Raw genomic sequence first — 14,228 nt, 5'->3', positions numbered from 1 at the left:
TAGTTAAACGAATTCAGGGCAGGCGGGACAATCATGCGCGTAATCGTGTGCGGTGCAGGACAGGTTGGCTACGGTATTGCCGAGCGGCTTGCTGCTGAAGAAAACGACGTCTCCGTCATTGATACATCTGCGCGCCATATCGAGATTGTGCGCGATACGCTGGATGTGCGCGGGTTCGTTGGTCATGGTTCGCAACCCGATGTGTTGGCTGCTGCCGGTGCCAATGAAGCCGATATGATCATCGCAGTCACATTGTCTGACGAAGTCAATATGGTGGCCTGTCAGGTTGCGCATTCGGTTTTCAATGTGCCAACCAAGATCGCCCGTATTCGTGCACAGTCTTATTTGAAGGCTGAATATCAGGACTTGTTTCTGCGCGAAAATCTGCCGATTGACGTGATTATTTCACCTGAGCTTGAAGTCGGTGAAGTGGTTTTGCGGCGCATCGCATTGCAGGGCGCGACCGATGTTTTGCGGTTTGCTGATGATAAGATCATCGGTCTTGCAATCGAATGTCTCGAAGAATGCCCGGTTATCAATACGCCATTAAAACAGCTCTCTGACCTGTTTCCTGATCTCGCTGCAACGGTCGTGGGTGTTGTGCGCAATGGCAGTCTGTTCATTCCGCGTTCAACCGATCAGCTCAATGCCGGTGATCTCGCTTATGTTGTGACAACCCGCGAACAGGTTCGCAGAACGCTTTCATTGTTTGGTCATGAAAAGCCAGAGGCACATCGCATTGTCATTGCTGGCGGCGGCAATATTGGCCTTTATGTTGCGAAAGCCATTGAAGAGCGCAAATGGCAAACGCGCATAAAGATGATTGAAAGCGAGCATGAGCGTGCTTTCATGATTGCAGATCAGCTGAAACGTACCATGGTTCTGCACGGCAGTGCTTTGGATCAGGAGCTTTTGCAGGAAGCGGACATTGAGGATGCTGATCTGTTTGTCGCTCTGACCAATCAGGATCAGGTGAATATTCTCTCAAGCATCATGGCCAAGCGGCTTGGGTGTAAGGCCAATATGGCGCTGATCAACACGACCGGCTATCAGGATTTTACCCACATGGTGGGGATCGATGCGTATATCGATCCGAAGGCTGTTACGGTCTCGAAGATATTGCAGCATGTTCGACGTGGTCGTATTCGCGCAGTTTACAGCGTCTATCGTGATATGGCTGAGATTATTGAGGCGGAAGCACTTGAGACATCATCGCTGGTCGGTGCACCCTTGCGTGATCTCGATTTGCCGGAAGGCTTGCGCATTGGTGCGATTTACCGTGCAGGGCAGGTTATTCAACCAAATGGTGACGTGCGTATTAAGCCGAAAGATCGTGTTGTGATATTCGCGACTGCTGATGCAATCAAACATGTTGAACAGATGTTCCGCGTTAGCCTCGAATTTTTCTGAGTTTTCAAAAATGGCAACCTCTTTTATCCGGTATCTCTGATGGATATCTGCACTTTCTGGTATGGGCCGAGCCTACGGGACGTCGACCGCATATGCCTTGCATCCATGGTGATGACTGGCCAACGCGTGAAGCTGTTTTCATATGCGCCAATCGAGAATGTCCCTGAGGGCGTCGAAATCCACGACGCCAGCACTATTCTGCCTGAGCAGGTATTTAAGCGTCTCGATCCGAATTACCCGAAGTTGCGCAGTCGAACGACGATAGTTCAGTTCAGTGATATTTTCCGTATTATGCTGATGAAGCATAGGCAGGGCGTGTGGCTTGATACGGATGTCTATTTGCTCAAGCAATTTCATCCCGATCCTACGAAGCCATATCTGGCACGAGAGAATCGCTTTCGTGTCGGTGTCTCGGCTCTCTATTTGCCGCATGACCATCCGATCATTCGCGAATTTGAACACTATATTGCGGCCACCTATCCTCTCCCGCGCTGGCTGGGAGTACGACGCGGCAAGCTGCGGCCGTTATACTATCGTCTTACGGGCAAAGAAGTTACGCCTGCCGCTATCGGGATTACAATTTTCGGAAATGACGGCATATCACGGCTCGCACGCAAGTATGGCATCTTTAAAAATGCGGCACCGCAGGAGAATTTCTATTATTGGGTAGGGAAAGAGGCTACTCGGATTTACGACCCAGTGTATGGGATAGAGCCGACCAAACACCCTGATTTCATTGGTTTTCATATCCATAAGAAACATAAAGAGGTCGTTTCCATGCAGCCGGGAAGCTTCTATATGTGGGCTATTGATCGGGTTAGACCATTGCTTAGCAAACCACTTTCAAGTGACCTCAAATAAGGTTGATTTATTCATACCTGCAAAGATTTGCATGTCGGGTTTTGAATTTGTTGGTTGCGGAAAGATTCCCATCCTGTTAACCGAAGATTAAGAGCGAAGCAGTTGTCTTTCCACAGCAATTGCTTTTAGCGACTGGTTTTGCGCAACCCGGGAGCTTGATTTATGTGTGTGCGCGTGTTCGTCTGGCATAAACGAACAAACTGCTGATCGATTAAAGGAATAAAAACAATGGCTGAACGATCGCAAAATCTTCAAGACCTTTTTCTTAACTCTGTACGCAAGCAGAAAATTTCACTGACCATTTTTCTTATCAATGGTGTGAAGCTCACAGGTATCGTGACGTCATTTGACAATTTCTGTGTGTTGCTGCGTCGCGATGGTCATTCGCAGCTTGTTTACAAGCATGCAATTTCGACCATCATGCCGAGCCAGCCGGTACAGATGTTCGAGGGTGAGGAAGTCTGACGCTTCTCAGTTTTTAACTGACCAGTTTATGCTGGAGCGTGGTGATCTCTTGAAACCGTCACTCTGCTCCAGCTTTTTCGATTCCGATCCCGTATGTCGGGTATTCAGGATCATGATTTGATTGGCCGGGGCGTCTTCTATTTGAAACCGCTTATGCGAAGACCTATCTGCGGGTGCAGTTAGGTTCCGTATCCCGGAGTAAGTATATTTGTCGAAATTCAAAGACGCGAATGTTTCGCCTGCCGATGAAAAAAAAGGATTTGGCCTGTCTGAGCCAGAACCAACGAGAGCGGCGGTCATCGTTCCAATTCTTCCGGAACGTTATAATACCACTACAGCAAGCGAAGAAGGCGAACGAGCGCAGTTTCAGCGTTCAAATGAAGCACGGCTGGAAGAAGCTATTGGTCTTGCGCGCGCTATCAACCTTGAAATTGCCCATGCTGAAAATGTGACTGTCAGCCAACCTCGTCCAGCAACGCTGTTGGGTACGGGTAAGATTGAGGCAATCGCTGAAATTCTGGAAGAAAAGTCAATTGGTCTCGTGATCGTTGATCACTCTTTGACGCCGGTGCAGCAGCGTAATCTCGAAAAAGCATTGCACGTCAAGGTTATCGACCGTACCGGGCTTATTCTGGAAATTTTTGGCGAGCGCGCACGCACCAAAGAAGGTTCGCTGCAAGTTGAGCTTGCACATCTGAATTATCAAAAGGGTCGTCTTGTCCGAAGCTGGACACACTTGGAGCGTCAGCGCGGTGGCGGTGGCTTCCTCGGTGGTCCGGGTGAAACACAGATCGAAGCCGACAGGCGCATGCTTCAGGACAAGATTCTGAAGATCAAACGCGAACTGGAAACGGTTGTGCGCACCCGCACATTGCACCGTCAGAAGCGGCGCAAAGTGCCGCATCCGGTCATCGCGCTGGTTGGCTACACCAATGCGGGAAAATCGACATTGTTTAACCGTATGACGGGCGCCGATGTGCTGGCCGAAGATATGCTGTTTGCGACGCTTGATCCGACATTGCGCCGTATTCGCCTGCCGCACGGCGAAACGGTTATTCTCTCGGATACTGTGGGCTTCATCTCAAATCTTCCGCATCATCTCGTTGCAGCATTTCGTGCGACGCTTGAAGAAGTGGTCGAAGCGGATCTGATTCTGCATGTGCGCGACATTTCCGATCCGGATAATGCGGCGCAAGCAGAAGACGTAGAAAGCATTTTGACGGGCCTCGATGTCGATCCGCATGATCATAAGCGCGTGATCCAGATTTGGAACAAGATCGATAATCTCGACGAGGCTGGCCGTGAGGCTGCCCTGCGTCTGGCCGCGGCTGGCGGTGACGAAGGTCGACCAATCCCGCTTTCTGCCTGGACAGGTGAAGGTGTTGACAGGTTGCTGTCATTGATCGAGAGCCGCATTGCTGGTGCGCTCGGCTCAGTAGATGTGGTGCTTCCACCTTCAGAGCTTCGTATTCTTGACTGGATTTACCAGCATGGCAGCGATGTGAAGCGTGAAGACCTCGAGGATGGCTCGGTTCGTATTCAAGCTCGCTTGACAGAAACAGCACGCAAAATGCTCGATGAGAAACGCGGCATTAAGCCTGTCGAGCAGGATTCCGATTGGGATTGATCGGCATCTTGCGGAACAGGGCTGCAAAGCCCTATGTATGGAACATCCATACGATTCATATTCGTTATAAATATGCAGAGGCCCATAATGAGAGATCCAATTGAAACCGTCATGAACCTTGTGCCGATGGTTGTCGAGCAGACCAACCGTGGCGAGCGGGCCTATGATATTTTTTCGCGTTTGCTGAAAGAACGTATCATCTTCGTCAACGGTCCTGTCGAAGACGGCATGTCGATGCTGATCTGTGCGCAGTTGCTCTTCCTCGAGTCTGAAAACCCGAAGAAAGAGATCAACATGTATATCAATTCGCCCGGCGGCGTTGTTACGTCCGGCATGGCGATTTATGACACGATGCAGTTCATTAAGCCGCCAGTATCCACGCTTTGCATGGGGCAGGCCGCTTCAATGGGCTCACTGCTGCTGACTGCCGGTGCGACTGGCCAGCGTTACGCGCTACCAAACGCGCGTATCATGGTTCACCAGCCTTCTGGTGGTTTCCAGGGGCAGGCGTCCGACATTGAACGTCATGCGCAGGACATCATCAAGATGAAGCGCCGCCTGAACGAGATCTACGTCAAGCATACAGGTCGCGATTATGAGACCATTGAACGTACGCTTGATCGTGATCACTTCATGACCGCGCAGGAAGCTCTTGAGTTCGGTTTGATCGATAAGGTCATCGAATCGCGTGAAGTGGCTGTTGAAGAAACCAAGTAATCTGGAGCGGCAGCTTGTCTGCCTCTTCATATTTTAGCGCCTTTTGCCACAAAAGCGGCTTATTTCGTGGTCCTAGCTAAAGGTTAACGCATCGCGTTAAGCATCTGTTGGGGTTCACGGCGTTAAAATAGTTCAGATTATGCCGAATCTCGCTGGGGAACATGATTTTTCAATTGTTCCCCGCTTTAGGTTCTGCAAAAGTCGCCACTTAAGGCTTATTCGGTCGGAAAGCCTTGGGTGCGCGAGATCCAAAATGACTGGCAGTGCGTAAAAACTGCTGATGGAGCCGGAAAGAAGCTGTGTTGTGCTTCCTCAATGGCTCCGAACCGGAAGAAACGATCGAGATGGACGCAGAGGGCTGTTGTTCAACTCGGTTTATTGAAAGGAAACTGCAATGAGCAAAGTCAGCAACAGCGGCGGCGATTCAAAGAATACGCTTTATTGCTCGTTCTGTGGCAAAAGCCAGCATGAAGTACGTAAGCTGATTGCAGGCCCGACCGTATTTATCTGCGACGAGTGCGTCGAACTTTGCATGGACATCATCCGCGAGGAAAACAAAACCTCGATGGTGAAGTCGCGCGAAGGTGTGCCTACGCCGCAGGAAATCAAAGACGTACTCGATGACTATGTCATCGGTCAGAAAGACGCCAAGCGCGTTCTCTCGGTTGCGGTACACAATCACTATAAGCGCCTTGCACATCAGAGCAAAAGCAACGACATCGAACTAGCGAAGTCCAACATTCTGCTGGTTGGTCCAACGGGTTGCGGCAAGACCTATCTTGCCCAGACACTTGCACGCATCATCGATGTTCCGTTCACAATGGCTGATGCAACGACGCTGACAGAAGCCGGTTATGTCGGTGAAGACGTTGAAAACATCATTCTGAAGCTGCTCCAGTCGGCTGATTATAATGTTGAACGCGCACAGCGCGGCATCGTTTACATCGACGAAGTCGATAAGATCAGCCGCAAGTCGGATAATCCTTCTATCACCCGTGACGTATCGGGCGAAGGCGTTCAGCAGGCGCTGCTTAAGATCATGGAAGGCACTGTTGCTTCCGTGCCGCCGCAGGGTGGCCGTAAGCATCCGCAGCAGGAATTCCTGCAGGTGGATACGACGAACATTCTGTTCATCTGTGGCGGTGCGTTTGCTGGTCTCGATAAGATCATTTCGGCACGTGGTGAAAAGACCTCGATTGGTTTTGGCGCCAATGTAAAGTCCGCTGAAGATCGTCGTATTGGTGAAGTGTTCCGTGAACTGGAACCAGAAGACTTGCTGAAATTCGGTCTTATTCCGGAATTCGTTGGTCGTCTGCCAGTGATTGCCACTCTGGAAGATCTGGACGTTGACGCACTTGTGCAGATTCTGACTGAGCCAAAGAATGCGCTTGTGAAGCAGTATCAGCGTCTGTTCGACATGGAAAATGTTGAACTCAGCTTCCACGACGACGCTCTGCGTGCGATTGCCAATAAGGCAGTTGAGCGCAAGACCGGCGCGCGTGGCCTGCGTTCGATCATGGAAAAGATCCTGCTCGACACTATGTTCGAGCTGCCAACGCTGGAAGGCGTTCAGGAAGTGGTTATTTCCGGAGATGTTGTGGATGGCAGCGCCCGTCCGCTCTACATCTATTCCGAGCGCCAGGACGAAAAAGGCAATGCCTCAGCCTGATAGCTGTTGAATAAAATGAGAATAGGCCGCGAAAGCGGCCTTTTTCTTGTCTATCTGTTGGCGCAGTCTGGATACATCGCGCAGTTGTTATTGTACAAATTTCTGTGACGGCGCAGGATAGATGACGATTCTATGAATGCTGCCATTAAAGCAGCTTGAATTTAGGAGTTCGACACTCCAATTATGGACCGAAGCACTGGTTGTGGACTGCCTCATCATGAAAGGGGCCACAACCTTTGGCAGTCGGGTCGAATGACCTGAGAAAGGACTGACATGACGGATATTGAACAGAAGACGGAAGCGAATGGCGAAGACGGGCTGTATGCCGTTCTGCCGTTGCGCGATATCGTAGTCTTCCCCCATATGATCGTTCCGCTGTTTGTTGGACGTGAAAAGTCGATCAAAGCACTTGAAGAAGTGATGGGCGTCGATAAGCAGATTTTGCTCGCAACGCAGAAGAATGCGGCAGACGATGATCCGGCACCTGATGCTATTTATGAAATCGGCACGATTGCAAATGTGTTGCAGCTTTTGAAGCTGCCAGACGGCACCGTTAAGGTTCTCGTCGAAGGCACTGCGCGCGCCAAGGTTTCTAAGTTCACTGATCGCGAAGATTATCACGAAGCATTTGCTACGGTTCTTCCTGAACCCGAAGAAGATGCCGTTGAAGTTGAAGCGCTATCGCGTTCCGTGGTTTCTGACTTTGAAAACTACGTCAAGCTGAACAAGAAGATTTCGCCTGAAGTGGTTGGTGCAGCCACGCAGATTGAAGATTATTCTAAGCTTGCTGATACGGTCGCTTCGCATCTCGCGATCAAGATTCCTGAAAAGCAGGAAATGTTGTCTATTCTCTCGGTGCGTGAGCGTCTTGAGAAGGCGCTGGCCTTCATGGAATCCGAGATTTCTGTTCTGCAGGTAGAAAAGCGCATCCGTGGCCGCGTTAAGCGCCAGATGGAAAAGACCCAGCGCGAATATTACCTCAACGAGCAGATGAAGGCGATTCAGAAGGAGCTTGGTGATGGCGAGGACGGTCGTGATGAAACGGCTGAACTCGAAGAGCGCATCAACAAGACCAAGCTTTCCAAGGAAGCCCGCGAAAAGGCACAGGCTGAGCTGAAAAAGCTGCGCAGCATGAGCCCGATGTCGGCAGAAGCAACCGTTGTTCGCAACTATCTCGACTGGCTGCTGTCGATTCCGTGGGGCAAGAAGTCCAAGATCAAGCAGGATCTTAACTTTGCCGAAGGCGTGCTTGGTGACGATCATTTTGGCCTCGAAAAGGTCAAAGAGCGCATTGTCGAATATCTCGCAGTGCAGGCTCGCTCGACCAAGATCAAAGGCCCGATCCTTTGCCTCGTTGGACCTCCCGGCGTCGGTAAGACTTCGCTTGCCCGTTCGATTGCCAAGGCTACCGGCCGTGAATATGTTCGTATGTCGCTTGGCGGCGTGCGTGACGAGGCTGAAATCCGCGGTCACCGCCGCACTTATATCGGTTCGATGCCCGGCAAGGTCATCCAGTCGATGAAGAAGGCAAAGAAGTCCAACCCGCTCTTCCTGCTCGATGAAATCGACAAGATGGGTCAGGATTTCCGTGGTGATCCGTCGTCAGCAATGCTTGAGGTGCTGGATCCAGAACAGAACTCGACCTTTATGGATCATTACCTTGAGGTTGAATATGATCTGTCGAACGTCATGTTCGTGACGACCGCCAATACGCTGAATATTCCGGGTCCGCTTCTGGATCGTATGGAAGTCATTCGTATTGCCGGTTACACCGAAGATGAAAAGCTCGAGATTGCTAAACGGCATTTGTTGCCAAAGGCGATCAAGGATCATGCTTTGCAGCCGAAAGAGTTTTCGGTCACAGACGATGCGCTGCGTAATGTTATCCGCCTTTACACACGTGAAGCCGGTGTGCGTAGTCTTGAACGTGAAATGATGACTTTGGCACGTAAGGCCGTGACTGAGATTCTAAAGTCGAAGAAGAAGTCGGTGAAAATCACTGACAAAAATCTCTCCGATTATCTCGGTGTCGAGCGCTATCGTTTCGGTCAGATCGACGGTGAAGATCAGGTCGGCGTTGTCACAGGTCTTGCGTGGACTGAGGTGGGCGGCGAGTTGCTGACCATTGAAGGTGTCATGATGCCCGGCAAGGGTCGCATGACCGTTACGGGTAATCTCCGTGATGTTATGAAGGAATCGATTTCTGCGGCGGCATCTTATGTTCGCTCGCGTGCAGTTGATTTCGGCATTGAGCCTCCGCTGTTCGACAAGCGCGACATCCACGTGCACGTACCAGAAGGTGCGACGCCCAAGGATGGCCCATCGGCTGGTATCGCCATGGTTACGGCAATCGTCTCTGTGATGACCGGTATTCCGGTTCGCAAGGACATTGCAATGACCGGCGAAGTGACGCTCCGTGGCCGCGTATTGCCTATCGGTGGTCTCAAGGAAAAGCTGCTTGCTGCATTGCGCGGCGGCATCAAGAAAGTTCTGATCCCAGAAGAAAACGCCAAGGACTTGGCGGATATTCCGGACAATGTGAAGAACAATCTTGAGATCGTTCCGGTGTCGCGAGTCGGTGAAGTGCTTAAGCATGCGCTGGTTCGTGAGCTACAGCCGATCGAATGGACAGAGCCTGCAACACCAGTTGCATCTGCTCCGGTAGACGATGACGCGGGCGTTTCTACAGCGCATTAATCGTTCACAGTGGCTAATATACTAACAATGCCGGGCCAAAAGCCCGGCATTTCTGTGTTTAACCCCGGTTTTCTGGGCTTTTTTCGTGTTGACAGGCTTGGTTTGTCATTCAATTTGAATAAACTGCACGCAATCCGTTCGCGTAAATCGCGCCGGTAGATAAAGAAAGGAAATGCCTATGAACAAGAACGAATTGGTCGCCGCAGTAGCGGAAAAGGGCGGTTTGACAAAGGCCGACGCAGGAACTGCAGTTGACGCAGTACTCGCAGCTGTAACCGGTGCACTTCAGGCTGGCGAAGAAGTACGTCTGCCAGGCTTTGGTGTTTTCTCCGTGTCGCATCGTGCAGCTTCGACAGGTCGTAACCCGTCGACTGGCGCAGAAGTTGCAATTCCTGCCCGTAACGTGCCGAAGTTCTCGGCCGGCAAGGGCCTTAAGGATGCCGTTAACGGCTAATCGTTAGAGCGCTGTGCGTCATAATTGGCGCACGAGGCACGCTTTGACTTTTTAGGTTAAGCATCGTGCTTTCTGAAATCGATTTTGATTTTTGGGTTGATGCTGTAACTGTCGCGATAATCGCGGACAGTACTACGAGAAGGCCCGGTTTAGCCGGGCTTTTTTTATTTTTCGAGGGAGGTTTTGCTTTGCGCTTGTTTAAATCGACAATGGCACACACAGCTCTGGGGTTTGCCGGACTTTATTTCGCAACGCAATCAGCACGAGCCGAAGCGTGTGAACCGCAGATTTTTCAAGATATGAAATTCATTGTCTGCACGGTGAAGGACAAACAAAATCTGCGGCTGTTTTGGAAAAGTGCTGATGGCCAGCCATATCGCAATTTTTCAAAAGTAGCAGATGCTGTAGCTGGCGTGGGCAAAACACTATCATTTGCTTTTAATGCCGGGATGTATCAGGTCGATTTTACGCCGATGGGCTTATATATCGAGAATGGACAGGAACTGGTGCCTCCAGATACGAAAACACCGCAGCGTGTCTCGGGTCCGATTCCAAATTTCTATAAAAAGCCGAATGGTGTTTTCTATTTTGATAATGACAGCGCAGGAATTGTCTCAACTGACCAGTTTCTGAAGCAGAAGCTGCGGGCGAATTTTGCAACGCAATCCGGGCCTATGCTGATCATAGGGAACAAGCTCAATCCTATCCTGATCAAAGGATCCACAGACCGAACTCGTAGAAGCGGCGTGGGTATCTGTGAGGATCAATCGATCCGCTTTGCAATTAGCGAAGATGCTGTGAATTTCTATGATTTCGCTTCACTGTTTAGAGACGAGCTGAAGTGCCCGAATGCACTGTTCCTTGATGGCGGGGGCGGCGCTGGAATTTATAGTCCTGCCATGGGTCGCAACGACATTTCATGGCATGGTGGATATGGGCCTGTTGTCGGTTTTTTTGAATAAAAAAAGCCGGGCAATGCCCGGCTTTAAAATTATTCAGCAGCTTCTGCTTTACGTCTTGGACGGCGTTCGAGCAGCTCCTTGAGGAACTGGCCGGTATAGGAACGCTTTTCCTTGGCAATATCTTCAGGACGCCCAACGGCAACGATTTCGCCGCCGCCATCACCGCCCTCTGGACCAAGATCAATCACCCAGTCAGCAGTCTTGATGACTTCAAGATTGTGTTCGATCACCACAACCGTATTTCCCTGCTCAACCAGTTCGTGCAGCACTTCGAGAAGCTTTGCGACGTCGTGGAAATGCAGACCTGTCGTTGGCTCATCAAGAATATAGAGCGTTCGGCCTGTAGCTTTGCGCGACAGTTCCTTGGCAAGTTTCACGCGTTGCGCTTCACCACCCGAAAGTGTTGTGGCTTGCTGGCCGACCTTCACATAGCCCAGTCCAACTTTGACAAGCGTTTCGAGTTTGTCACGCACAGCGGGAACGGCTGTGAAGAATTCAGCGCCCTCTTCGACCGTCATATCCAGTACGTCGGCAATTGATTTGCCTTTGAAGTGCACTTCGAGCGTTTCGCGGTTGTAGCGTTTGCCGTGGCAAACATCACAGGTCACATAAACGTCTGGCAGAAAGTGCATTTCGATCTTGATGACGCCATCGCCCTGACAAGCCTCACAGCGTCCACCCTTCACGTTGAATGAGAAACGTCCGGCTTGATAACCGCGTGCCTTGGCTTCGGGAAGACCTGCGAACCAGTCGCGTATCGGCGTGAAAGCGCCGGTATAGGTTGCGGGATTGGAACGCGGCGTGCGGCCAATCGGTGACTGGTCAATGTCGATCACCTTATCAAGGAACTCAAGGCCCTCAATACGGTCATGTTCCGCAGGATGTTCGCGGGAACCCATGATGCGGCGCGATGCAGCTTTGAACAGCGTTTCGATCAGGAACGTCGATTTGCCGCCGCCCGATACGCCGGTAACGGCTGTAAATGTGCCAAGCGGAATATCCGCTGAGACGTTTTTCAGATTGTTACCACGCGCGCCGACAACTTTGATGCGCTTTGCCTTGGAAATTTCGCGGCGCTCAGCAGGAATTGCAACTTCAAGCGCACCTGACAAATATTTGCCGGTCAACGAATTGGCGTTCGACATCACGTCATCAGGAGAACCTTGCGCAATGATATGGCCGCCATGAATGCCGGCTGCTGGCCCAATGTCGACCACATAGTCGGCGGTGAGGATCGCATCTTCATCATGTTCGACAACGATCACGGTATTGCCGAGATCGCGCAGGTGACGAAGCGTATCCAGAAGGCGCGCATTGTCACGCTGATGCAGGCCGATAGATGGCTCGTCCAGCACGTAAAGGACGCCAGTCAGGCCGGAACCAATCTGCGAGGCGAGGCGAATGCGCTGGCTTTCACCACCTGAAAGCGTGCCTGAATTACGCGCGAGCGTCAGGTAGTCGAGCCCAACATCATTGAGGAAGTCCAGACGCTCGCGAATTTCTTTGAGAATGCGCGCTGCGATTTCGCGCTGCTTGTCGTTGAACGTACCATCGACATCGCGGAACCATTGGTCAGCGTTGCGGATCGACATGCTGGTGATTTCACCGATATGCTTCATGCCAACTTTGACGGCCAGTGCTTCTGGCTTCAAGCGATAGCCACGACATGCCGGGCAGGGCGTTGACGACATGAAGCGCTCAATTTCCTCTCGCGACCATGCTGAATCGGTTTCTTTCCAGCGGCGCTCAAGGTTTGGAATAACACCTTCAAATGCCTTGGTGGTCTGATAGGCGCGCAAACCATCATCATAATTAAAGGCAATTTCTTTGCCCTTGGTGCCGTAAAGAATGGCCTGTTGAGCTTCTTCTGGGAGATCAGTCCACTTGGCACTCAGTTTGAAGCCATAGGATTTGCCAAGCGCTTCAAGCGTTTGGTTGTAATAGGGCGATGACGAGCGCGCCCATGGCGCAACTGCCCCATCTTTCAGAGAAGCGGAATGATCCGGGATGATCAGATTAGGATCAATTGCCTGTTGCGTGCCTAGACCATCGCAGGTCGGGCAGGCACCGAACGGATTGTTAAACGAAAACAAACGCGGCTCGATTTCAGGAATTGTAAAACCTGAAACAGGACATGCAAATTTTTCCGAGAACATCACGCGTTCATGCGTTTCGTTCGCCGATTTATTCGCTGCACCCCCGGAGGCTGTCTCTTCTGCTGGTAAAGGTTTGTCGGCAAATTCGGCAATCGCCAGACCTTCGGCCAATTTCAGACAGGTCTCAAGACTGTCGGCCAAACGGGTTGCAAGATCACCACGCACAACAACACGGTCCACAACCACATCAATGTCGTGCTTGTATTTTTTATCGAGGGCAGGGACATCAGCGATTTCGTAGAAGGCGCCATCGACCTTTACGCGCTGGAAACCCTTCTTTTGAAGCTCTGCCAGTTCCTTCTTATATTCGCCCTTACGACCACGAACGATTGGAGCCAGAATATAAAGACGGGTGCCTTCTTCAAATGCGAGAACGCGATCAACCATCTGGCTGACAGTCTGGCTTTCAATCGGCAGGCCCGTCGCAGGTGAATAAGGCACACCTACGCGTGCGAAAAGCAGGCGCATATAGTCGTAGATTTCGGTTACAGTACCGACGGTCGAACGCGGATTGCGGCTCGTTGTCTTTTGCTCGATGGAAATAGCCGGGGAAAGACCATCAATCTGGTCCACATCTGGCTTCTGCATCATTTCAAGAAACTGGCGCGCATAAGCCGAAAGGCTTTCGACATAGCGACGCTGGCCTTCTGCATAAATCGTATCGAAAGCCAGCGATGATTTGCCGGAGCCCGAAAGACCGGTCATGACGATCAGCTTGTCGCGCGGCAGATCAAGGTCAACATTTTTCAGATTGTGTTCACGCGCGCCACGTATGGAAATGAATTTCTGATCGCTCATTCCGCGTCCTGCCTGTTTGGTCCTGTCATGGATTGTCGGGCGTGGAACTCAATGCCGCGCCGCTCCACAATATGGGTATGAACCCCTTCCAAGGAAAGGGGCGTTCAATCATTCCGGGCTTAAATAACACCGGAACAAAGATCGAACAACTGAACTTCTGATATGCGATACGAAATGTGAACGCAAGAGCGTTGACTGTTACTCCTGACAGGCGCAGACTGCACCTACTCGCTGGATGGAGAGATATCGGGATGATTATTCGATATCGACAAGAGGTCCAAACGGTTGGGTTAATGCAACAGGAGGAAATGGAGCATGAGTCCACCTGACTAAGTTGCCTCGCTTTCACGATTGTGAAAGCACAATCACTTCACGTCATTCTGTATCGTCTTTTCGGACAAATGCATAATTG

The 14,228-nt window shown here is 51.1% G+C and carries 10 protein-coding genes; 9 read left to right on the top strand and 1 reads right to left on the bottom strand.

Features of this window, described 5'->3' with window-relative positions:
• The first annotated feature begins 33 nt into the window (after positions 1-33).
• From trkA to ACOZHT_RS11900, 9 genes are all read left to right on the top strand, one after another.
• A complete protein-coding gene (trkA, locus tag ACOZHT_RS11940; RefSeq protein WP_339508806.1) occupies positions 34-1,410 on the top strand; it encodes a Trk system potassium transporter TrkA in 1,377 nt (458 codons plus the stop codon).
• Between the two features lie 39 nt (positions 1,411-1,449).
• On the top strand, positions 1,450-2,271 hold the full coding sequence (locus ACOZHT_RS11935; protein ID WP_339508805.1) for a hypothetical protein: 822 nt from the start codon (positions 1,450-1,452) through the stop codon (positions 2,269-2,271).
• 228 nt (positions 2,272-2,499) lie between these two features.
• Positions 2,500-2,736 (top strand): RNA chaperone Hfq, encoded by a 237-nt coding sequence (gene hfq, locus ACOZHT_RS11930; protein WP_007875113.1) that lies wholly within the window; start codon positions 2,500-2,502, stop codon positions 2,734-2,736.
• Between the two features lie 208 nt (positions 2,737-2,944).
• Complete coding sequence (gene hflX, locus ACOZHT_RS11925; protein ID WP_339508804.1) at positions 2,945-4,363, top strand: GTPase HflX; 1,419 nt, start codon at positions 2,945-2,947, stop codon at positions 4,361-4,363.
• An 87-nt stretch (positions 4,364-4,450) separates the two neighbouring features.
• Entirely contained in the window at positions 4,451-5,080 is a 630-nt protein-coding gene (gene clpP / locus ACOZHT_RS11920; protein ID WP_250039805.1) for an ATP-dependent Clp endopeptidase proteolytic subunit ClpP, read from the top strand.
• A gap of 394 nt (positions 5,081-5,474) precedes the next feature.
• Positions 5,475-6,749 carry an ATP-dependent Clp protease ATP-binding subunit ClpX gene (clpX, locus tag ACOZHT_RS11915; protein ID WP_339508803.1) on the top strand — a complete coding sequence of 425 codons (1,275 nt, stop codon included), beginning with the start codon at positions 5,475-5,477 and terminating at the stop codon, positions 6,747-6,749.
• Positions 6,750-7,022: 273 nt separating this feature from the next.
• Positions 7,023-9,446 carry an endopeptidase La gene (lon, locus tag ACOZHT_RS11910; protein WP_339508802.1) on the top strand — a complete coding sequence of 808 codons (2,424 nt, stop codon included), beginning with the start codon at positions 7,023-7,025 and terminating at the stop codon, positions 9,444-9,446.
• A gap of 178 nt (positions 9,447-9,624) precedes the next feature.
• Complete coding sequence (locus ACOZHT_RS11905) at positions 9,625-9,900, top strand: HU family DNA-binding protein (RefSeq protein WP_250039808.1); 276 nt, start codon at positions 9,625-9,627, stop codon at positions 9,898-9,900.
• Between the two features lie 188 nt (positions 9,901-10,088).
• Entirely contained in the window at positions 10,089-10,862 is a 774-nt protein-coding gene (locus ACOZHT_RS11900) for a phosphodiester glycosidase family protein (protein WP_421565864.1), read from the top strand.
• Positions 10,863-10,891: 29 nt separating this feature from the next.
• Here ACOZHT_RS11900 and uvrA read toward each other — a convergent pair whose 3' ends face one another.
• Entirely contained in the window at positions 10,892-13,816 is a 2,925-nt protein-coding gene (gene uvrA, locus ACOZHT_RS11895) for an excinuclease ABC subunit UvrA (RefSeq protein ID WP_339508801.1), read from the bottom strand.
• Positions 13,817-14,228 lie beyond the last annotated feature (412 nt).

It is taken from the genome of Ochrobactrum sp. EDr1-4, assembly GCF_049199085.1.
Classification (GTDB): Bacteria; Pseudomonadota; Alphaproteobacteria; order Rhizobiales; family Rhizobiaceae; genus Brucella.
The sequence above is the reverse complement of the archived record's forward strand: the minus strand, read 5'-3'. Positions and strand labels throughout refer to the sequence as shown.

Bases quoted from the DNA above. Each gene is read 5' to 3' on its own strand.
- hfq (WP_007875113.1), top strand. From the start codon at position 2,500: ATGGCTGAACGATCGCAAAATCTTCAAGACCTTTTTCTTAACTCTGTA.
- ACOZHT_RS11905 (WP_250039808.1), top strand. From the start codon at position 9,625: ATGAACAAGAACGAATTGGTCGCCGCAGTAGCGGAAAAGGGCGGTTTG.
- clpP (WP_250039805.1), top strand. From the start codon at position 4,451: ATGAGAGATCCAATTGAAACCGTCATGAACCTTGTGCCGATGGTTGTC.
- clpX (WP_339508803.1), top strand. From the start codon at position 5,475: ATGAGCAAAGTCAGCAACAGCGGCGGCGATTCAAAGAATACGCTTTAT.
- ACOZHT_RS11935 (WP_339508805.1), top strand. From the start codon at position 1,450: ATGGATATCTGCACTTTCTGGTATGGGCCGAGCCTACGGGACGTCGAC.
- uvrA (WP_339508801.1), bottom strand. From the start codon at position 13,816: ATGAGCGATCAGAAATTCATTTCCATACGTGGCGCGCGTGAACACAAT.
- trkA (WP_339508806.1), top strand. From the start codon at position 34: ATGCGCGTAATCGTGTGCGGTGCAGGACAGGTTGGCTACGGTATTGCC.
- lon (WP_339508802.1), top strand. From the start codon at position 7,023: ATGACGGATATTGAACAGAAGACGGAAGCGAATGGCGAAGACGGGCTG.